Raw genomic sequence first — 18,168 nt, 5'->3', positions numbered from 1 at the left:
TTGCAGGCACTTCTGCAATTCGTCAGATTCGGTTTACCTTGGGATTTTGGGAGAACGATAACCATCGCGCACGGTGACGGGCGTGCAGTGGTGTCCCCTCCGCTCTCGTCACCGGTATTCCAGAGACAGCAATGGTCCCATGAGAAGCTGCGGCGTACTGGATCCCGGTCGGAGCCGGGCGATGACACCGCGAATGAGAAGCGGCGCGCGAACAGCGTGCAATTGCGCCGCAGCCTCCCTGTTCAAGCAGGGCGCGCCTATGAAGAAACATATGGCGGGAAGCTCGACTGCGGCCATCTTTCGAGACGCCCGCCTGCGGCGGCCCTCAGGAGAGGGACGAGTATGCGGCAACATCAACGCAGATGGATGCAGCTGAGCCTCATCCCGAGGAGGCCGCGAACCAGTCGTCTCGAAGGACGAGGCGCTCGCTCAAGGCATCGCTGAGACTTCATCTGCGATAGCCCTGCCTGCTCAAGGGCAGCACAGCCACGCCGCGATCAGATCAACAATGTGGGGATATGGGAATGCCGGCAATACCCCGGCCTCATGAGAACGAGGGCGTCGGCGAACACGTCAGGACCAGCTTCCACGTTGGCCCGAAGGCCACTTGTGAAATTGCGGAGCCCCTTACGGAGAACCGCACGAACGAAGAAAACTTGTTTCTTCTGCCGGACCGGCCTTTGGCGAGCGAACCCGCGAAAGAGAACGATCCGACCGTTGACCTGATGTCTCGCCGACACCCTCTATCGTCGACCAGAACCTTCGAGAAGGCGCTGATGACGTGCCGGCTCTCTAGGAGCCGGCAACTTCAAAAAGCGAAGTTACTTCTTCTTGGCGACCTTGCGGGTCTTCTTCGCAGTCTTCTTCACTGCGCTCTTCGCCTTCTTCGCCTTCTTTGCCTTCTTAGCTTTCTTGGCCATGTTGCCCTCCGATGTGTGAGATGGCTTAATCGCTGCATGCAGTCGGGGATCGAGTGCACACTCATCCCGAATACACCAACACAACGAAAAAAACAGCGTCTCGCTTAAAGAAGTGTTGACGGCGAAACGCGCCTGCGCTGGCGAACACGATGCAAACGGACTGCACGACGTGTGCATGCGAGCGCAGAGAGTCCCCGCGGCATCGACGTTCGCAAAAGATGCGACTGCAGAAAAACACTATGCAGCAAGTATTTTTCTGCACGCGCGCATCGCGCACGATCGAGGTAGTGACCTATCGCGCCAATCGCGCAAGCGCCTCGCGAGGGCGCTTCGCGGACTCTGAGTCGCGACTTTTGGCAACGAAAATATTTTCATGATTAACGGCGCGAGCGCTCGTCGGAGCGTGTGCAAGTCGCCGTTTTGCGCGAATCGCGTGACGGCGATTCGGTCGGCATATCGCGTTCGATCGGGATGAAGTTCGTCGCCGAAGATGCGCGCGAGCGTCGCATCGCGAACCGAAAGCGAGGTGACGATGCCTGTCCGTCACCTCGTTCGAACGTGCGAGGTCAGATGCCGAGCTTGGACTTGAGCAGCTCGTTGACGCTCTGCGGGTTGGCCTTGCCGCCGGATGCCTTCATCACCTGGCCGACGAACCAGCCGAGTGACTGCGGCTTGTCCTTCACCTGCGCCGCCTTGTCGGGATTGGCCGCGATGATGTCGTCGACAACCTTTTCGATCGCCGAAAGATCCGTGACCTGCTTCATGCCGCGACTTTCGACCAGCGCGCGGGGATCGCCGCCCTCCTGCCAGACGATCTCGAACAGATCCTTGGCGATCTTGCCGGAGATCGTACCCTCGCCGATCAGGTCGATGATCCCTGAGAGCTGTGCGGCATCGACCGGAGAGTCCGTAATATCCCGGCCTTCCTTGTTGAGCCGACCGAACAGCTCGTTGATCACCCAGTTGGCGGCGACCTTGCCGTCGCGCGCGCGGTTGGCGAGCTTTTCCAGCACGGTCTCGTAGAACACCGCGCTCTCGCGCTCGGCGACCAGCACGCTGGCGTCGTAGGACGACAGGCCGAGATCCGCGACGAAGCGCGTCTTCTTCTGGTCCGGCAACTCGGGCAGCTCAGCCTTCAGCTCGTCGACGAAGCTTTGCGAGAACTCCAGCGGCAGCAGGTCGGGATCAGGGAAGTAGCGATAGTCGTGCGCCTCCTCCTTGGACCGCATCGACCGCGTCTCGCCCTTGTTGGGGTCATAGAGCCGGGTCTCCTGGTCGATCGCGCCGCCGTCCTCGAGGATTTCGATCTGGCGCCTGGCCTCGTACTCGATCGCCTGGCCGATGAAATTAATCGAGTTCATGTTCTTGATCTCGCAGCGGGTGCCGAGCGGCGCGCCCGGCTTGCGCACGGAGACGTTGACGTCGGCGCGCAGGGATCCCTTCTCCATGTCGCCGTCGCAGGTGCCGAGATAGCGCAGGATCGAGCGCAGCTTGGTCACATAGGCCTTGGCCTGCTCGGCATCGCGGATGTCGGGTTTGGAGACGATCTCCATCAGCGCCACGCCACAGCGGTTGAGGTCGACATAGGACATGGTCGGCGACTGATCGTGCAGCAATTTGCCGGCATCCTGTTCCAGATGCAGCCGCTCGATGCCGATCGTGGCGGTCTTGCCGCCATCGAGTTCGACCACGACCTCGCCTTCGCCGACGATCGGCGACTTGTACTGGCTGATCTGGTAGCCCTGCGGCGAGTCCGGATAGAAATAGTTCTTGCGGTCGAACACCGAGCGCAGATTGATCTGCGCGTTCAGCCCGAGCCCGGTCCGGACAGCCTGTCTGACGCATTCCTCGTTGATGACCGGCAGCATGCCCGGCATCGCCGCGTCGACCAGCGACACATGCGAATTCGGTTCGCCGCCGAACGCGGTGGAGGCGCCGGAGAACAGCTTCGCGTTCGACGTCACCTGAGCATGGACCTCCAGGCCGATGACCATCTCCCAGTCACCGGTTGAGCCCTTGAGAAGCTTGTGGGGTGCGGCAGGTGCGTTCATGGCTCGACTCGTTCCTTCATTGACCCCTTGGCCGCTCGCGCTTGCCCCGCTTCGAGAAGCCCGTTGAGCGATCGAAGCACATCGGCCGGCTGGCGCAGCGCGATCTCGCGGCGGCCCATCACCTCGATCTCTGTGAACAGCGCGTCGACTTCCGGCGAGGAGGCGAACACGAAGCCGTCGAACGACGTGCTCTGCTCCTCGAAATCGCTGGAGATCTCGACGCGGTAGCCGTGCGCCTTGAGACGATCGACGACTTCGTAATGGTGGGCCTGCGAATGGGTTGCGATGAAGAGATAATCGACACGGCGCTTGGCAAGCACGCTCTCCGCGCCCTGCAGCATCTCGACCTCAAAGGCCTGGATATCGGCATGCAATATGTCGAGATGCTTGATCTTCCTGTCCCTGAAGAAGGCGTCGACCTCGAATTTGCCCTTGCCGACGAAGGCCTTGACGATGAACGGGCCGTAATACGCTCCGGGCCCGATGCCCGGAACCTTCAGGCCGTTATGCAGATAGACTTGGTCGCCTTCGACGAGGCCTGCCATCGGGACGCGTTCGATCAGGAGGTTGAGCGGATCGGAAACGATCTCGCGAAAACGGCCGAATAAATCCTCCGGCTTCGCTTTCGGACTCGTGAAACCAGGCTCGCTCATGTGGATGCACTCCCACCCAGCGCATCGACGATGCGCTGCCATTCTGCTTCTAGCGAATCCGTGGCCGCGGGCTCGCCGGCCTGGCGGTACCAATAGCCGGCATTGCCGAGGTCGCCCTCGACCCGGTGCAGATAGGCGTGCACCCAGGCGGCCTCGCGGCTGCTCTCGTCCTGGACGATTCTGTGCGCCTGATCCCAGTCGCCCTTGGCGGCCCACCACAGTGCGGCGAGCGGCGCGCTGAGATCCGGGGGCGGCGCGGCGCCGACGAGGCTGCCGATATACGCCGCCATGTTCACCACCATTTCGCCGGCGTGAAGCGGCCGGCGGCCTGCTCGATCACCTCGCCGAGCGAGAACAGCGTCTCCTCGTCGAAAGGCCGGCCGATCAACTGCAGGCCGAGCGGCAGGCCCTGCGCGTCCTTGCCGGCGGGCACGGCGATGCCCGGCAGGCCCGCCATGTTCACGGTCACCGTGAAGATGTCGTTGAGGTACATCTCGACGGGGTCCGCCCCACCCTTCTCGCCGATGCCGAAGGCCGCCGACGGCGTCGCCGGCGTCAGGATCGCGTCCACGCCCTTGGCGAAGCAGTCCTCAAAGTCCTTCTTGATCAGCGTGCGCACCTTCTGGGCCCGCAAATAATAGGCGTCGTAATAGCCGGCCGAGAGCACGTAGGTGCCGATCATGACGCGGCGCTTCACCTCCGCGCCAAAACCTTCGGCGCGAGTGTTCTCGTAGAGTTCGTTGACGTTCCGGCCCTGCTCGCGCAGGCCGAAGCGCACCCCGTCGTAGCGCGCGAGGTTGGAGGACGCCTCCGCCGGCGCCACGATGTAATAGGCCGGCAAGGCGTATTTGGTGTGCGGCAGTGACACTTCAACGAGTTCGGCCCCGGCCGCTTTCAGCCAGGCCGCACCCGCTTCCCAAAGCTTTTCGATCTCGGCCGGCATGCCGTCGAGACGGTATTCCCTGGGAATGCCGATCTTCATGCCCTTCACGGACTTGCCGATCGCGGCCTCGTAGTCCGGCACGGCCATGTCGACCGAGGTCGTGTCCTTCGGGTCGTGGCCGGCCATCGAGCGCAGCAGCATCGCGGCGTCGCGCGTGCTGCGCGCGATCGGACCGGCCTGGTCGAGCGAGGAGGCAAAGGCGACGATGCCCCAGCGCGAGCAGCGACCATAGGTCGGCTTGATGCCGACGGTTGCGGTGAACGCCGCCGGCTGGCGGATCGAGCCGCCGGTGTCGGTCGCGGTCGCGCCCATGCACAGCAGCGCCGCCACGGCGGAGGCCGAGCCGCCGGACGAGCCGCCCGGCACCAGCGTCGTGTTGCTTCCGTCGCGCCGCCAGGGATTTCCCACCGGGCCGAAGCACGAGGTCTCGTTCGACGAGCCCATCGCGAACTCGTCATTGTTGAGCTTGCCCAGCATCACCGCGCCGTCGCGCCACAGCTGCGAAGTGATGGTGGACTCGTAAGTCGGCACGAAATTGCCGAGGATTTTCGAGCACGCCGTGGTGCGCACGCCCTTGGTCGCGAACAGGTCCTTGATGCCGAGCGGAATGCCGGCGAGCGGCCCCGCATCGCCCTTCCCGATCCTGGCGTCCGCTTCGCGCGCCATGGTTCGCGCCTGATCCGGCGTCTCCATGACGAAAGCATTGAGCACGCGCGCGGATTCGATCGCGTTCAGATGCGCGTCGGTCAGCTCGAGGGACGTGAAAGTTTTGGCCGCGAGGCCTTTGCGGGCCTCGGCGAGCGTCAGCGATGTCAAATCGGTCATTTATTGATCGGGCTGCAGAAGAACGGAGACAGGGACTTGTCGTTGGCCGGGTCGTCTTTCTTGGCGGCCGCTTTCGCAGCCGCTTCGATCTCGTCGAGCACGGCATTCACGGCGACGTTGGGGTCGGCAGCCTTGCCCTGCCGCTCCATTTTGTCGAGATAGTTCATGTAGGCCTGATAGGCCTTCTCGTCGTCGCAAAGCATGCACATCGGACTTCGTCCTGAGACTCTTTTGACGCGTTTTCTTTACGCGAACCGGCTTCCACTTCGCTCGAAAACGCTACGTAAATTACTCAACAACCTTCGGCACCAGGAAGAAGTGACCTTCGGTCGCGGGCGCGTTGGCAACGATATCGTCGGCGATCTCGCCGTCATTGACCAAATCCTGCCGCTTCTTCATCTGCATCGGGGTGACCGAGGTCATGGGCTCCACACCCTCGACATTGACCTCCGAGAGCTGCTCGACAAAGGCGAGCATGGCGTTGAGCTCGCCCTGCAGATGCGGAACCTCGCCCTCGGAAACCGCAATGCGCGCCAGATGCGCGATGCGGCGGACGGTAGCGGCGTCGACGGACATTATATAAGGCCTCTCACGGCAAAACCTATGTGCCGTATAGCAGAGGCCGCTTTTGCGCCGCAACCGGCGGCGGGATCTATCCGGCGAGAGCTTTCAGGCGGGCCAGGGCCGATTTGGCGAGATCGCGGGTCAGTTCAGCCGCCGGGACCTCGCGGCCCAAGGCGATTGCCTGCCCGGCCCAGAGATTGGTGAAATCCACCCTGCCCTGCTTTTCGGCCGCGGCCTTGAGCGGTCCCAGCGCCGTTGCGGCATGGGGAAATGGCGGCGCGTCCGGCGAAATCGGGCCGGCCTCGCGCATCAGGCGGTTCTGGACACCGCGCGCCGGCCGCCCGGTCATGACATTGGTGATGACGGTGGAATCATCCCGCCCCTCGGCGAGCGCCGCGCGGGCCGCCGTACTGACCTTGGATTCCGGACAGCGCAGATAGGCACTCCCGATCTGCACGCCGGCAGCACCGAGCGCAAACGCCGCCGCGATACCGCGGCCATCCGCAACACCGCCGGCCGCAATCACCGGGACCTTCACCGCGTCGACCACCTGCGGCACCAGCGCAAAGGTGCCGGGCTGTTCAGAGATCTTGTCGGTCAGGAACATGCCGCGATGGCCGCCGGCCTCCGCACCTTGTGCGATCACCGCGTCAGCGCCGTGCTGCTCGAGCCAGATCGCTTCCCTCACCGTGGTCGCCGACGAGATGACGAGACATCCTGCCGCTTTGACCCGCTTGAGCAGCGCGGCCTCCGGCAGGCCGAAATGGAAGCTGACGATCTCGGGCTTCAGCTCCTCCACCACCTCGCAGAAGCCGGCGTCGAACGGCGCGCGGTTTGCGGCATTGATGGGTGCGGCGGGATCGAGGCCATGCTCATTGTAGTAGCCCGCGAGGCGCTGCTTCCAGCGCGCCTCCGCCTCGGCCGTGAGCTCAACCGGTGTGTGGCAGAAGAAATTCATGTTCACCGGCGCGGAGACGCGCTGCCGGATGATGTTGACCTGCTCGCGCGCCTTGTCCGGCGACAGCATCGCGCTCGGCAGCGAGCCGAGCCCCCCGCCTTGCGCAACGGCGATCACCAGCTCCGCGTCCATCACGCCAGCCATCGGCGCCAGCACGATCGGGAATTCGGTCTTGAAGAGATCGATCAGTCGACGGTTCGGCCACATGGTTGTTCTCTCGCAGTTTAGGCGGACAGGCTGGAATTACGCCGGCCGGCTAGCAGTTGCTCGGCCTCGGTCGCGATCCGTTCGACGATTTCGGCGGCGGACGGAATATCATGGATCAGGCCGACAGCCTCACCGGCAAAGACCGCGGCGACCTCAAAATTGCCCGCTGCCCTTGCCGCGGCATAGTCGACGGTCACCTCGGCGGCGCGCTGCAGCAGCTCGACCTCGCGGCCGGTCCAGCGCCTGATATGATCGTTGACCAGCGTTCGCGCGGTGAACGGCGCCGGCCAGAACAGGCTGCGCGACCAGTCGACGATGACGCCGCGCGCCGTGTCATTGGGATCGGCGTCGCGAATGCGCTGCTTGGCCTCCTCCGCACCATTGGCCTCCACGCTCGCATAGAAGCGCGTGCCGATCAGCACGCCGGAGGCGCCCAGCATCATCATCGCCGCGAGCCCGCGACCATCGGCGATTCCGCCGGCGGCAACCACCGGCACGCGCCCGGCGGCGAGATCAACGATAGAAGGTACGATGTCGACGGTGGTGCGCGATGCGCCATGGCCCCCGGCTTCGGTCCCCTGCGCGATCAGGATGTCCGCACCGGCGTCGAGCGCCTGCTTCGCCATGTCCTCGCTCTGCACCTGGCAGATCAAGCGCGCCCCGGACGCCTTGATGCGCGCTGCAAATGGTGCGGGATCGCCGAATGACAGCATGATCGCTTGCGGATGGGCGTCGAGTGCGATGTCGAGAAGTCTTGGTTGTTTTGCCAGGCTCCAGGTGATGAAGCCGATACCGAACGACGCAAGTCCGCTCAGTTGCCTGGTCTCGGCCTCGAGCCGTTCCTGATCGCCGTAGCCACCACCCAGGATCCCGAAGCCGCCGGCCTCGCTGACAGCCCGCGTCAGCCGGCTGCCGGCGATCGTGTCCATCGGAGCCAGCAGGATCGGATGCTTGATCCCCAGGAGCTGGGTCAGCGGCGTGGTGATCGGCATGGCTCCTCCGCTCTCGACACGAACATTAGTCCAGAATACCATTCTCTAAAATTGAATTCTAACGAACGCTACCATCTCAAAAGCGAAACGATGCCATGGAACTCAGCGACATCCAGACCTTCGCCGCCGTCGCCCGCACCGGGGGCATCACCCGCGCGGCCGAAGAGCTCAACACGGTGCAGTCGAACGTCACCCAGCGCGTGAAGGCGCTGGAGGCGGAGATCGGTACGCCGCTGTTCGAACGGCATAGCCGCGGCATGACCCTGACCGGCGCGGGCAAGCGCCTTTTGCCCTACGCGCAACGGATGTCCGCATTAGCGCGCGAGGCCGTGCTCGCTGCCTGCGACGACGGCGAGCCCAAGGGACCGCTCGCGATCGGCTCGATGGAAACGACCGCGGCCGTGCGGCTGCCGCCGCTGCTGGCTGATTTTCATCGCCGCTTTCCCGCCGTGCGGCTGAGCCTGCGCACCGCGCCCACAGCCGACCTCGTCGCTTGCGTGCTCGAAGGCACGCTCGACGGCGCCTTCGTCGCAGGTCCGATCGCGCATGCAGATCTCACCACGACGAGCGCGTTCCGCGAAGAGCTGGTGCTGGTCAGCGCGCGGCGCTGGGCCACGCTCGCCGAGCTGCGCGCCGGGACGCCGGAATCCGGCCCGACCGCGCTGACGTTCCGCACCGGCTGCACCTACCGGCAGCGGCTGGAGCAGATCTTTGTCGAGTTCGGCTGGCCGTCGGCCGCACGCTTCGACCTCGGCACGCTTGACGGCATGATCGGCTGTGTCGCCGCCGACATGGGCGTGACGCTGCTGCCGCGCGCCGTGGTCGAACGCAGCGCGATCAGCGGCAGCGTATCGATCCACGCGCTGAGCCATTCTCACGCGCAGGTCGAGACGCTCTTCATCCAGCGTCGTGCCGGACATCAAACCAGTGCGCTGAACGGATTTGCCGCCTGCTTGAAGCAAGACGACGATGTCATCGCGGCCTGAGATGCCAGCGCCGCAGCGCCACAACGGCCCAGATCGCTTCGACCACGCCGAAGGGCCAAGCCCCTTGCAGGAAGCCGTAAGCCGAACCGAGCACGCAGGACATCGCGAACAGCAGCACGAACCAGTGGCTGCGGTCTTCCAGGGCGTAAGTGACCAGCATCGCTGTCACGGCGACCAAGCCGAATAATGTCAGCGCATCCATAGTTACAGGTTCACTCCGCAGCCTGACGCGTGATATGCGCTGATCCCATGCCGGCTCTTATCCTGCCTCTCGTCGATGCTGCAACCCACTGGCCCGAACGCGGCGGGTTGGTCGGCCTTGATCTCGGCACCAAGACCATCGGCGTTGCCGTCTCCAATCCGGACCGTCGGTTAGCGACCGGCGTCGAGACCATCCAGCGCAAGGCGTTCAAGCAGGATGCCGCCCGGCTGCTCGCGATTGCCAGTGAACGTAAGGCCGTCGGCTTCGTGCTCGGCCTGCCCATCAACATGGACGGCAGCGAAGGCCCGCGCGCGCAATCGACCCGGGCGTTTGCCCGCAACCTCGCCGGCCTGACCGCGCTGCCCATCGGCCTCTGGGACGAGCGTCTGTCGACCGCCGCGGTCGAGCGCGAGCTGATCGGCATGGACGTCAGCCGCGCCAAGCGCGCCGAAGTGATCGACGAGCACGCCGCGATCTTCATCCTGCAAGGCGCGCTCGACCGCCTCGCCAATCTGCGCGCAGCCCCGGGGCCCGGCTGATCCATGGCCGTCGTGATCGCGGCGCTCCTTCCCGTCTTTATCCTCATCGTGCTCGGCGTGGTGCTGAAGCGCACCCTGATGCGGCTCGACACGCAATGGAACGGGCTGGAGCGGCTGACCTATTTCGTGCTGTTTCCGATGCTGCTGATCCAGACGCTGGTGAAGGCCGACCTGTCCAGGGTGCCGGTCGCCGGCGTCGGCGGCGCGCTGCTGCTCTCCGCGCTCGCGATGTCGCTGCTCTGCCTCGCGCTCCGCCCGGCCCTGTCGCGTCTCGATATCGACGGCCCCGCCTTCACCTCGATCTTCCAGGGCGCGATCCGCTGGCAGACCTATGTGGCGCTGTCCGTCTCCGCCAATATGTTCGGCGAGGTCGGGCTGGCGCTCGCCTCCGTCGCGATGGTGGCGATCATTCCGCTGGTCAACGTCCTCAGCGTGGCTGTGCTCGCGCACTACGCCGCTCCGGAGAAGCAATCCGCGCGCGCGATCGTCATGACGGTTGTCCGCAATCCCCTGATCTGGGCCTGCGTGATCGGTCTCGTCATCAATGTCATCCACCTGCCGCTGCCCAGGATCTGGCATGAGGTGGCAGACGCACTCGGCCGCTCCTCCCTCGCCATCGGCCTGCTCGTCACCGGCGCCGGCCTGCATCTTGAAGGCCTGCTCCGCCCCAGCGCAGGCGCCGCTATCGGCGTGGTGTTCAAGCTGGTGCTGATGCCCGTGGTCGCCCTGGTGCTCGCCGTCTGGTTCGGACTGTCCGGCGACAGCCTCGCCATCGTCGCGATCTGCGCCGCCGTGCCGACTTCCACCAGCGCCTATGTGCTGGCCCGACAGATGGGCGGCGATGCCCCACTACTGGCGCAGATCATCACGCTGCAGACGATCCTAGCGGCGATCACGATGCCGATCGTGATCGCGCTGGTGGCCTAGAATTCGTCATTGCGAGCGCAGCTCTCCTTCTCGTCATTGCGAGGAACCCTTGCGACGAAGCAATCCAGAGTCTCTCCGCGGACAGATTCTGGATTGCTTCGCTTCGCTCGCAATGACGGAACTTGGGCGACCGTCGGGCTAGCTCCCCAGCCACATCGTCAGCACCACCGCCGTCAGATTGTTCAGCGCGTGCAGCACGATCGTGAGCCAGAGCGAGCTGCTGCGATAGCGCATATAGCCAAACCACAGGCCGATGGAGAAGACCTCGGCGAGGAAGTACAGGTCGTATTGCAGGTGCACGACCGTCCACAGCAGCGACGACAGGATGATCGCGCCGGGCACGCGCAGGAAGCTCGCCGACCAGCCGCGATAGAGGAAGCCGCGCGCCAAAACCTCTTCCGACATCGGCGCTGCCACGCTGAAGGCGAACAGCAGGAAGAAGGCTGCGCCCTTGTCGCGACCAGATTTCAACAGATCGGTCATGAAGCCCGGCGTGGCCTCGCGGCCGAGGCTCCGCGACATCGTCTCCCAGGCCACGACGATCAGGACAAGCCCGACCGCGCCGAACAGGAGTTGCTTCCAGGACGGCCAGCGTAGCGCGAGATAGTCGACGAAGGAGGCCTTCTTGATGCGGATGGCAAGCCACACCGCAGCCAGTGTCGCCGGCAAGCCCAGTATCACCGACAGCGCGAGCGCCTGCGGCTCGCCGCCGACGAGCTGAAGCGAGGCGAGGTCCATCGGCAGGCCACGCTGCACCGCCAGCAGAACGATGGCGCCGATCTGCCCGACGAACATTGCAGCGAAGATAACGATCCCCCACAGCGCCGTGCCCCAGAATTTCCAGACGCGCGGCGCCTCGTGCGCAGGCGTCACGGTCGGCGGCGGATGATCGGGATTGAGCGAATCCATCAAAGCGCTTTCATTGGGAGGCATTCCGGGCGCGTCGGTTGCGATCTACTTCATCCGCGGCGGAATCGGAAAATCATAGGCCGCCCCGCCCGCCCCCGGCAGTGAAAAGTGCCACCACTCCTTCGCATAGTTCACAAACCCTTGCCTCGCCATCGCAGCCACGAGCCGCTTGCGCCAGGCGCGCTGGTCCGGACTGACCGTTGGCGCGGCGGTATGCCCTTTCGCGTCCGTGCAGTCGTAACCCGTGCCCATGTCGACACTGCCCTCGGGCGGGCGCGCCTCGACCGGCGCGGTACAGTCGGCGTAGGCCTTTGACGGGTCGTATTTGCCTGAATTGTCCGCCTTGAGATCGACCAGCGTGAGATCGAGCGCGGCGCCCGTCGAATGCTGCGAGCGGCTTGCGATGTAGCCGAGGCGGAACAGCTCGGTCTTGGGAATTTTGGGATTGTAGCGCCGCTCGGCGGCCGTCTCACGGCCGTTCTGCGACCACCTGACCATGTCGAGCGAGGCTCGCGCCGGCCGGTAGCAGTCGAACATTTTCAGCGAGAGATTTTGCGCCACCAGTTCCTGCTGCACCGCCTTCAACCGCAGCCCAATCTCCCGCTTCACCACGCATTCGCCGACGCCGTAGCCAGCGAGCGGACGGCCGACGAAATTGTTCGAGGTGGCGTAGCGGATGTACTGGATGATGCTGGGGTCGATGTCGCGCAAATAGACGAAACCGCCGGGAAGCGATTGAGTGTGGGCGGTGCTGATCGTCATTAGCGCCAGGAACGCTGCCAGAATTGATTTCACGAAATGCATCCCAGTCGTCAAGGCCGGGCTTGTCCCGGCCATCCACGCCTTTTCTGCGACAGCACCTTAAGAACGTGGATGCCCGGGGCAAGCCCGGGCATGACGGAGAAGACGGGGACAGCTCACGCCACAGCGATAAGACCGACAGATCGGGGGATAACTCCCCTCATGGGCTTTGGCCCTTGCCCCCCCGGCCATCCCCGCCTATAGCTCTCGCTTTAATGACATCGAAATCGACCTTCGTCCTCGGCCACCGGCATTTGCTGGGCATCGAGGGCCTTTCCGCGGCCGACATCACCGGCCTCCTCGACCTGTCCGAAGAATATGTCGAGCTCAACCGCCAGGTTGACAAGAAGCGCACCGTCCTGCGTGGACGGACGCAGGTAAACCTCTTCTTCGAGGCTTCCACCCGGACCCAATCCTCGTTCGAGCTCGCCGGCAAACGGCTGGGCGCCGACGTCATGAACATGTCGGTGTCCTCATCGTCCATCAAAAAGGGCGAGACGCTGGTCGACACCGCCATGACGCTCAACGCCATGCACCCGGATATCCTGGTGGTGCGCCATCACGCCTCCGGCGCGGTGGAACTGCTGGCCCGAAAGGTCGACGGTTCCGTGATCAATGCCGGCGACGGCGCGCATGAGCATCCGACACAAGCCCTGCTCGACGCGCTGACCATCCGCCGCAACAAGGGCCGGCTCGAGGGCCTCGTGGTCGCGATCTGCGGCGACGTGCTGCATTCGCGCGTCGCCCGCTCCAACATCATCCTGCTCAACGCGATGGGCGCCCGTGTCCGCGTCGTCGGCCCCTCCACGCTGCTGCCGCCCGGCATCGAGCGGATGGGCGTCGAGGTCGCGCGCGACATGCGCGAGGGGCTCAACGGCGCCGACATCGTCATGATGCTGCGGCTCCAGCGCGAGCGCATGAACGGCTCCTTCGTGCCGTCGACCTCCGAGTATTTCCATTATTTCGGGCTGGACCAGAAGAAGCTCGCCTACGCCAAGCCAGACGCCCTTGTCATGCATCCCGGCCCCATGAATCGCGGCGTCGAGATCGACACTGCGGTCGCTGACGGCGCGCAGTCCCTGATCCGCGAACAGGTGGAAATGGGCGTGGCCGTGCGCATGGCGGTGCTGGAAGCGCTCGCCCGCAACCTGCCGAACGCGTGATGCTCATGTTGACCGACCGCCGACCCATCCTGCTTGCCAACGCCCGCGTCGTCGACCCCTCCCGGGATTTTGATGGCCCCGGCGACGTCCTGATTGCCGACGGCATCATCCGGGAGACCCGCCGCGGCATTGGCGCTGCCGGCGTCCCCGAGGGCACCGACGTCGTCAACTGCGCCGGCAAGATCGTCGCACCCGGCCTGATCGACATGCGCGCCTTCGTCGGCGAGCCCGGCTTCAGCCATCGCGAGACCTTTGCGTCTGCGAGCCAGGCGGCTGCGACCGGCGGCATCACCACCATCATCTGCCAGCCCGATACCTTGCCGGTGATCGACAACTCGGCGACCGTCGACTTCGTGATGCGTCGCGCCCGCGACACCGCGATCGTCAACATCCAGCCGATGGCGGCGCTGACCAAGGGCATGCACGGCGAGGAGATGACCGAGTTCGGCCTCCTCAAGGCGGCCGGCGCGATCGCCTTCAGCGATTGCGACAAGAGCGTGATCAATGCGCAGGTGATGCGCCGCGCCTTGACCTACGCGCGCGATTTCGACGCGCTGATCGTGCACTACACCGAGGATCGCGATCTCGTCGGCGAAGGCGTGATGAACGAGGGCGAATTCGCCTCGCGACTCGGACTGATGGGCATCCCGAACGCGGCGGAGGCCGTGATGCTGGAGCGCGACATGCGCCTGGTCGCGCTCACCGGCGGCCGCTATCACGCGGCGTCGCTGACCTGCATCGAGTCGCTCGAAATCCTCCGGCGCGCCCGCGACGCCGGCCTCGCCGTGACCGCCTCGGCCTCGATCAACCACCTTGCGCTGAACGAGAACGACATCGGCCCTTACCGTTCGTTCCTGAAGTTGTCGCCGCCACTGCGCACCGAGGACGACCGCCGCGCGCTGGTCGCCGCCGTCGCCTCCGGCCTCGTCGACGTCATCATGTCCGACCACAATCCGCAGGACGTCGAGGTCAAGCGCCTGCCTTTCGCGGAAGCGGCCCCCGGCGCCATCGGGCTGGAGACCATGCTCCCGGCGGGCCTTCGCCTCGTGCACAATGACGAGCTGGATCTCAAGACGCTGATCCGCGCGATGTCGACCCGGCCGGCCGAGATTTTGGGATTGCCTGGCGGAACCCTGCGCACGGGCGCCCCGGCCGACGTCATCGTGATCGACCCCGATGTCCCCTGGGTGGTCGATCCCGCCGACCTCAAATCGCCCTGCAAGAACACGCCGTTCGACGAGGCCCGCTTTACAGGGCGCGTGGTGCGCACCATTGTCGGCGGACGGACGGTGTACGAGCATGTCTGACGTGCGGAGCTGCAGCCAGGGAATTTGCAGACATGGCGCTTGAATTGTTCCTGCCGGTGGCTTTTGTCATCGGCTACCTGCTCGGCTCGATTCCGTTCGGACTGATCCTGACGAAACTCGGCGGCACGCAGGACATCCGCTCGATCGGCTCCGGCAGCATCGGCGCCACCAATGTGCTGCGCACGGGGCGCAAGGGCCTTGCCGCCGCAACCCTGCTGTTCGACGCGCTCAAGGGCACCGTGGCGGTGGTGATCGCGGGCTACATCGCCGGTCCCAATGCCGCGATGCTGGCCGGACTTGGCGCCTTCCTCGGCCATCTCTTCCCGGTCTGGCTTAAATTCAAAGGCGGCAAGGGTGTCGCAGTCTATATCGGCATCATGCTCGGGCTGTTCTGGCCGGCTGCGGTGGTGTTCTGCTTGCTCTGGTTGGCGACCGCCTTCACCGCCCGCTATTCCTCGCTCTCGGCCCTGGTCGCCTCGTTCATCACCCCGCTGTTCCTGTTGTGGTTCGGCCAGCCCGCACTCGCGACGCTGGCGGCGGTGCTGACGCTGCTGTTGTTCTACGCTCATCGCGAGAACATCAAGCGGCTGCAATCGGGCAATGAAAGCCGGATCGGCGAGAAGGCATAAGCCGGGAATCCACGGATACCGCGGCACCCCTTCTGCATTATATCGCAAATGGTGTTCGCAACTTGCAGCCGAATCACGGCTGTATGGACGAACGGGTTCCAGGCCTTGGCCCTGATCATGGACATGGCTCTACGCGGTTGCTCAGAATGAGCGAGAAGATTGTCAGCGCGCATGTTGAAGGTGGCTTGCAGGGCACTGCGGCAAGCCGGATGCTCTCGACCACGGATATCTGGTCCGGTGCGCCCTCGCCGGTTCCTGCTCCCAAGCCTGTGCCCGTTTCGCCACCAGCGCCGCAGCCTGCTCGCATCGCGCAAGCTCCTCTAACAGTTGAGGCAGTGATCGCCGCGGGACCAGTTGCACCCGCGCAACCCCTAGCCAACCAATGGCCGCCGCAAAAGCTATCGCTGGCGCTTCAGGGCGGCGGCACCTTCGCCGCGTTCACCTGGGGCGTGCTGGAGCGGCTGCTGGAAGAGCCATCCATCGCAATCGACACCATCAGCGGCGCCAGCGCCGGCGCCATCAACGCGCTGCTGCTCGCCTCCGGTTTCGCCGAGGGTGGCCGCGAAGGCGCGCGTGCGCGGCTGAACCGGTTCTGGATCCGGCTGATGCACGAAGCCTCGTTCCGATCGCTGATGCTGATCGGCGGCTTCTCGCCGGCGGGAAGCTCGGTCGCGTTCGGTCCGACGCTGCGCTCCGGCCAGTTCGATCCGTTCGATCTCGATCCGCTGCGGCAGGCGCTGTCGCGCGACATCAACTTTTCCGCCTTGCGCGACCCGCGCTGCCCGAAGCTGCTGATCGCGGCGACCCGGATCCGCGACGGGCAGCAGCAGATCTTCCGCAACGACGTGATCACCGCCGACGTCGCGCTGGCCTCGACCTGTCCGCCGCTGGTTCATTGCGCGGTGGAGATCGACGGCGAGGCTTATTGGGACGGCGGCCTCGGCGGCAATCCGCCCCTGCTGCGGCTCGTGCCGGAGACGACGAGCACCGAAATCCTGCTGGTCCAGGTCACGCCGGCGCGCGACAGCTACGTGCCGATCACGCTCGCCGCGATCGACCGCAGGCTGGATCAGATCGCGGCCAACGCCGCCCTCAATGCCGAGATCGCGGCGATGGAATGGGCGCAATCGCAGGCCGCATCGTCGCTGCGGCTCTCCAGGATCGCCGCGGAAGATTTCGTCGACGGCCTGGCGCAGCGCTCGTCCACCGATCTCGGCCGCGGCTTCATTCGCGCGCTTCACCGCAGCGGCCGCGAGGCCGCCGGGCGCTGGCTCAAGCAAGGCACCGATCACAGCGCAGCGCCGGCCGCATCCGGCCAGCGCATCGTTCCCCGCGAGCCTGCGCTAGCCTGATTTCGCCAGCGCCTGCTCCAGGAACCACGCCGTCGCCAGCGCATGCGCGTCGTTGCCGAAGCGTGCGATCACCTGCACGCCGATCGGCAGGCCATTGGCCTTGAGCACCGGCACGTTGACGCAAGGGTTGCCCATCAGCGTCCAGAGCCTGTTGTAGCGGGGGTCGCCGGTGCTCGCGAGCTCCTTGGCCGGCGGCGCGCCCGGCGCCGAATAGGTCAGCAGCACGTCGAACCCCTCGAACAATTCGCCGAACTCGCGGCGTCCGCGGCGGCTGATCCGGCGCGCGTCGTCATAGTCCTTGGGTGTGAGACCGACCGTAGCATCGAGACTGGCGCGCAGCATCGGCGCGATCTCGTCGTGGCGTTCGGAAAATTCCCAGGCGAGCGCGCGATGCGCCTCGAAGTCCTGAATGATCGGGTGGATACGCCAGGCCTCCTGCACCGCCTCCGGCAGATCGATAGTCTTCACGCTGGCGCCAGCCTTCTCGGCGGCCTTGATCGCGGCTTGCAGCCCCTCTTCGGCGGCCGGCTCCACGGCACCGGCAAACTCCTGCCTGACCACGCCGATGCGCGGCGCTTTCGCCGGCACGATGCCGGCAAATTCGGTGCGGCCGGTCATCGCCAGCAATCCGCGCGCGAGGTCCTCCGCGCGCGCGCCGAACAGGCCGACCGTGTCGAGCGCCCACGAATAGCATTTGACGCCGACCGTCGGCAGCATCCGGAACGACGGCTTGATCGCGGCGGTGCCGCAATAGGCGGCGGGGCGGATCACTGAGCCGCCGGTCTGGGTGCCCAGCGCCAGCGGGATCATGCCGGCGCCGACGGCCGCAGCCGAGCCCGAGGACGAGCCGCCCGGCGTATGGCCGAGGTTATGCGGATTGAGCGTCGGGGTTGGATCGCGCGAGGCGAACGCGGTGGTCGTGGTCTTGCCGATGATGGTGGCGCCCGCACGCTTCAGCATCATCACGACAGGCGCGTCGGCGCGCGGTTGCCAGCCGCGATAGATCGACGATCCCATCTCGGTCGGGAAATCGGCGGTGTCGATGATGTCCTTGATCCCGACCGCGATACCGCGCAGCGGCCCGGCGCCTTGCGCCTTCGCGGAGCTGTCGTGACGGACGAAGGCGTGGACCTCCTTCTCCCGCGCCTCGATCGCCGCATGCGATTGCGCTATGGCGGACTCGGGCGAAAGCTCGCCCGCTTCGATGCGGCGCTGGAGGTCGGCGAGTGAGATCATGGCA

Annotated in this window: 19 protein-coding genes; 7 read left to right on the top strand and 12 right to left on the bottom strand. The window is 65.2% G+C overall.

The genetic code is table 11. From position 1 onward, the window contains the following. Positions 1-1,486: 1,486 nt before the first annotated feature. The 8 genes from gatB to IVB40_RS15860 form a co-directional block, all read right to left on the bottom strand. Complete coding sequence (gene gatB / locus IVB40_RS15895) at positions 1,487-2,971, bottom strand: Asp-tRNA(Asn)/Glu-tRNA(Gln) amidotransferase subunit GatB (protein WP_247397160.1); 1,485 nt, start codon at positions 2,969-2,971, stop codon at positions 1,487-1,489. Continuing rightward, entirely contained in the window at positions 2,968-3,624 is a 657-nt protein-coding gene (locus IVB40_RS15890) for an FkbM family methyltransferase (protein ID WP_247819273.1), read from the bottom strand. Before IVB40_RS15890 ends, gatB begins: the two co-directional genes overlap by 4 nt. After that, positions 3,621-3,926 (bottom strand): hypothetical protein, encoded by a 306-nt coding sequence (locus tag IVB40_RS15885; protein ID WP_247819272.1) that lies wholly within the window; start codon positions 3,924-3,926, stop codon positions 3,621-3,623. The genes IVB40_RS15890 and IVB40_RS15885 overlap by 4 nt, the downstream gene beginning before the upstream one ends. Beyond that, positions 3,917-5,392 (bottom strand): Asp-tRNA(Asn)/Glu-tRNA(Gln) amidotransferase subunit GatA, encoded by a 1,476-nt coding sequence (gatA, locus tag IVB40_RS15880; protein ID WP_247819271.1) that lies wholly within the window; start codon positions 5,390-5,392, stop codon positions 3,917-3,919. Before gatA ends, IVB40_RS15885 begins: the two co-directional genes overlap by 10 nt. Beyond that, positions 5,389-5,601: a hypothetical protein gene (locus IVB40_RS15875; RefSeq protein WP_007611210.1), complete on the bottom strand. Its 213-nt coding sequence runs from the start codon at positions 5,599-5,601 to the stop codon at positions 5,389-5,391. Before IVB40_RS15875 ends, gatA begins: the two co-directional genes overlap by 4 nt. A gap of 79 nt (positions 5,602-5,680) precedes the next feature. After that, on the bottom strand, positions 5,681-5,968 hold the full coding sequence (gene gatC, locus IVB40_RS15870; protein ID WP_007603335.1) for an Asp-tRNA(Asn)/Glu-tRNA(Gln) amidotransferase subunit GatC: 288 nt from the start codon (positions 5,966-5,968) through the stop codon (positions 5,681-5,683). A 76-nt stretch (positions 5,969-6,044) separates the two neighbouring features. Then, on the bottom strand, positions 6,045-7,121 hold the full coding sequence (locus IVB40_RS15865; protein ID WP_247819270.1) for a nitronate monooxygenase family protein: 1,077 nt from the start codon (positions 7,119-7,121) through the stop codon (positions 6,045-6,047). A 17-nt stretch (positions 7,122-7,138) separates the two neighbouring features. Further along, positions 7,139-8,113: a nitronate monooxygenase gene (locus tag IVB40_RS15860; RefSeq protein WP_247819269.1), complete on the bottom strand. Its 975-nt coding sequence runs from the start codon at positions 8,111-8,113 to the stop codon at positions 7,139-7,141. 95 nt (positions 8,114-8,208) lie between these two features. Here IVB40_RS15860 and IVB40_RS15855 point away from each other — a divergent pair, with 95 nt between their 5' ends. Further along, positions 8,209-9,099 (top strand): LysR family transcriptional regulator, encoded by an 891-nt coding sequence (locus tag IVB40_RS15855; protein ID WP_247286796.1) that lies wholly within the window; start codon positions 8,209-8,211, stop codon positions 9,097-9,099. Here IVB40_RS15855 and IVB40_RS15850 read toward each other — a convergent pair. After that, positions 9,086-9,301, bottom strand: coding sequence for a hypothetical protein (locus tag IVB40_RS15850; protein WP_247286798.1), 216 nt, complete (start codon positions 9,299-9,301; stop codon positions 9,086-9,088). The genes IVB40_RS15855 and IVB40_RS15850 overlap by 14 nt on opposite strands. Positions 9,302-9,348: 47 nt before the next feature. Between IVB40_RS15850 and ruvX the strand changes: the two genes are divergently transcribed. Both ruvX and IVB40_RS15840 read left to right on the top strand, forming a co-directional pair. Further along, positions 9,349-9,840: a Holliday junction resolvase RuvX gene (ruvX, locus tag IVB40_RS15845; protein WP_027567307.1), complete on the top strand. Its 492-nt coding sequence runs from the start codon at positions 9,349-9,351 to the stop codon at positions 9,838-9,840. Positions 9,841-9,843: 3 nt separating this feature from the next. Further along, positions 9,844-10,767 (top strand): AEC family transporter, encoded by a 924-nt coding sequence (locus IVB40_RS15840; protein WP_027567308.1) that lies wholly within the window; start codon positions 9,844-9,846, stop codon positions 10,765-10,767. A gap of 138 nt (positions 10,768-10,905) precedes the next feature. Here the strand turns inward: IVB40_RS15840 and IVB40_RS15835 are convergent, their stop codons facing one another. Together IVB40_RS15835 and IVB40_RS15830 are read right to left on the bottom strand one after the other, a co-directional pair. Beyond that, entirely contained in the window at positions 10,906-11,676 is a 771-nt protein-coding gene (locus IVB40_RS15835; RefSeq protein ID WP_247435007.1) for a type II CAAX endopeptidase family protein, read from the bottom strand. 45 nt (positions 11,677-11,721) lie between these two features. Further along, the gene (locus tag IVB40_RS15830; protein ID WP_247819546.1) at positions 11,722-12,480 is read right to left on the bottom strand and encodes a M15 family metallopeptidase; all 759 of its coding nucleotides are present in this window, start codon (positions 12,478-12,480) and stop codon (positions 11,722-11,724) included. Between the two features lie 212 nt (positions 12,481-12,692). Here IVB40_RS15830 and IVB40_RS15825 point away from each other — a divergent pair, with 212 nt between their 5' ends. From IVB40_RS15825 to IVB40_RS15810, 4 genes are all read left to right on the top strand, one after another. Beyond that, positions 12,693-13,640 carry an aspartate carbamoyltransferase catalytic subunit gene (locus tag IVB40_RS15825; protein ID WP_007603315.1) on the top strand — a complete coding sequence of 316 codons (948 nt, stop codon included), beginning with the start codon at positions 12,693-12,695 and terminating at the stop codon, positions 13,638-13,640. Positions 13,641-13,645: 5 nt separating this feature from the next. Continuing rightward, positions 13,646-14,947, top strand: coding sequence for a dihydroorotase (locus tag IVB40_RS15820; RefSeq protein WP_247287423.1), 1,302 nt, complete (start codon positions 13,646-13,648; stop codon positions 14,945-14,947). A gap of 32 nt (positions 14,948-14,979) precedes the next feature. Further along, on the top strand, positions 14,980-15,576 hold the full coding sequence (gene plsY / locus IVB40_RS15815; RefSeq protein ID WP_247819268.1) for a glycerol-3-phosphate 1-O-acyltransferase PlsY: 597 nt from the start codon (positions 14,980-14,982) through the stop codon (positions 15,574-15,576). A gap of 146 nt (positions 15,577-15,722) precedes the next feature. Further along, positions 15,723-16,928, top strand: coding sequence for a patatin-like phospholipase family protein (locus IVB40_RS15810; RefSeq protein WP_247819267.1), 1,206 nt, complete (start codon positions 15,723-15,725; stop codon positions 16,926-16,928). Here the strand turns inward: IVB40_RS15810 and IVB40_RS15805 are convergent. Then, positions 16,920-18,164 carry an amidase gene (locus IVB40_RS15805; protein ID WP_247819266.1) on the bottom strand — a complete coding sequence of 415 codons (1,245 nt, stop codon included), beginning with the start codon at positions 18,162-18,164 and terminating at the stop codon, positions 16,920-16,922. The two genes, IVB40_RS15810 and IVB40_RS15805, sit on opposite strands and share 9 nt — an antisense overlap. Positions 18,165-18,168: the final 4 nt, after the last annotated feature.

It is taken from the genome of Bradyrhizobium sp. 40 (assembly GCF_023100925.1).
GTDB lineage: Bacteria > Pseudomonadota > Alphaproteobacteria > Rhizobiales > Xanthobacteraceae > Bradyrhizobium.
Note: the sequence above shows the minus strand (reverse complement) of the source record. Positions and strands in the feature narration are given on the sequence as shown.

What these genes read in the sequence shown, in the direction of transcription:
- gatB (WP_247397160.1), bottom strand. Translation starts at nt 2,971, where the DNA reads ATGAACGCACCTGCCGCACCCCACAAGCTTCTCAAGGGCTCAACCGGT.
- IVB40_RS15890 (WP_247819273.1), bottom strand. Translation starts at nt 3,624, where the DNA reads ATGAGCGAGCCTGGTTTCACGAGTCCGAAAGCGAAGCCGGAGGATTTA.
- IVB40_RS15885 (WP_247819272.1), bottom strand. Translation starts at nt 3,926, where the DNA reads ATGGTGGTGAACATGGCGGCGTATATCGGCAGCCTCGTCGGCGCCGCG.
- gatA (WP_247819271.1), bottom strand. Translation starts at nt 5,392, where the DNA reads ATGACCGATTTGACATCGCTGACGCTCGCCGAGGCCCGCAAAGGCCTC.
- IVB40_RS15875 (WP_007611210.1), bottom strand. Translation starts at nt 5,601, where the DNA reads ATGTGCATGCTTTGCGACGACGAGAAGGCCTATCAGGCCTACATGAAC.
- gatC (WP_007603335.1), bottom strand. Translation starts at nt 5,968, where the DNA reads ATGTCCGTCGACGCCGCTACCGTCCGCCGCATCGCGCATCTGGCGCGC.
- IVB40_RS15865 (WP_247819270.1), bottom strand. Translation starts at nt 7,121, where the DNA reads ATGTGGCCGAACCGTCGACTGATCGATCTCTTCAAGACCGAATTCCCG.
- IVB40_RS15860 (WP_247819269.1), bottom strand. Translation starts at nt 8,113, where the DNA reads ATGCCGATCACCACGCCGCTGACCCAGCTCCTGGGGATCAAGCATCCG.
- IVB40_RS15855 (WP_247286796.1), top strand. Translation starts at nt 8,209, where the DNA reads ATGGAACTCAGCGACATCCAGACCTTCGCCGCCGTCGCCCGCACCGGG.
- IVB40_RS15850 (WP_247286798.1), bottom strand. Translation starts at nt 9,301, where the DNA reads ATGGATGCGCTGACATTATTCGGCTTGGTCGCCGTGACAGCGATGCTG.
- ruvX (WP_027567307.1), top strand. Translation starts at nt 9,349, where the DNA reads ATGCCGGCTCTTATCCTGCCTCTCGTCGATGCTGCAACCCACTGGCCC.
- IVB40_RS15840 (WP_027567308.1), top strand. Translation starts at nt 9,844, where the DNA reads ATGGCCGTCGTGATCGCGGCGCTCCTTCCCGTCTTTATCCTCATCGTG.
- IVB40_RS15835 (WP_247435007.1), bottom strand. Translation starts at nt 11,676, where the DNA reads ATGGATTCGCTCAATCCCGATCATCCGCCGCCGACCGTGACGCCTGCG.
- IVB40_RS15830 (WP_247819546.1), bottom strand. Translation starts at nt 12,480, where the DNA reads ATGCATTTCGTGAAATCAATTCTGGCAGCGTTCCTGGCGCTAATGACG.
- IVB40_RS15825 (WP_007603315.1), top strand. Translation starts at nt 12,693, where the DNA reads ATGACATCGAAATCGACCTTCGTCCTCGGCCACCGGCATTTGCTGGGC.
- IVB40_RS15820 (WP_247287423.1), top strand. Translation starts at nt 13,646, where the DNA reads ATGTTGACCGACCGCCGACCCATCCTGCTTGCCAACGCCCGCGTCGTC.
- plsY (WP_247819268.1), top strand. Translation starts at nt 14,980, where the DNA reads ATGGCGCTTGAATTGTTCCTGCCGGTGGCTTTTGTCATCGGCTACCTG.
- IVB40_RS15810 (WP_247819267.1), top strand. Translation starts at nt 15,723, where the DNA reads ATGAGCGAGAAGATTGTCAGCGCGCATGTTGAAGGTGGCTTGCAGGGC.
- IVB40_RS15805 (WP_247819266.1), bottom strand. Translation starts at nt 18,164, where the DNA reads ATGATCTCACTCGCCGACCTCCAGCGCCGCATCGAAGCGGGCGAGCTT.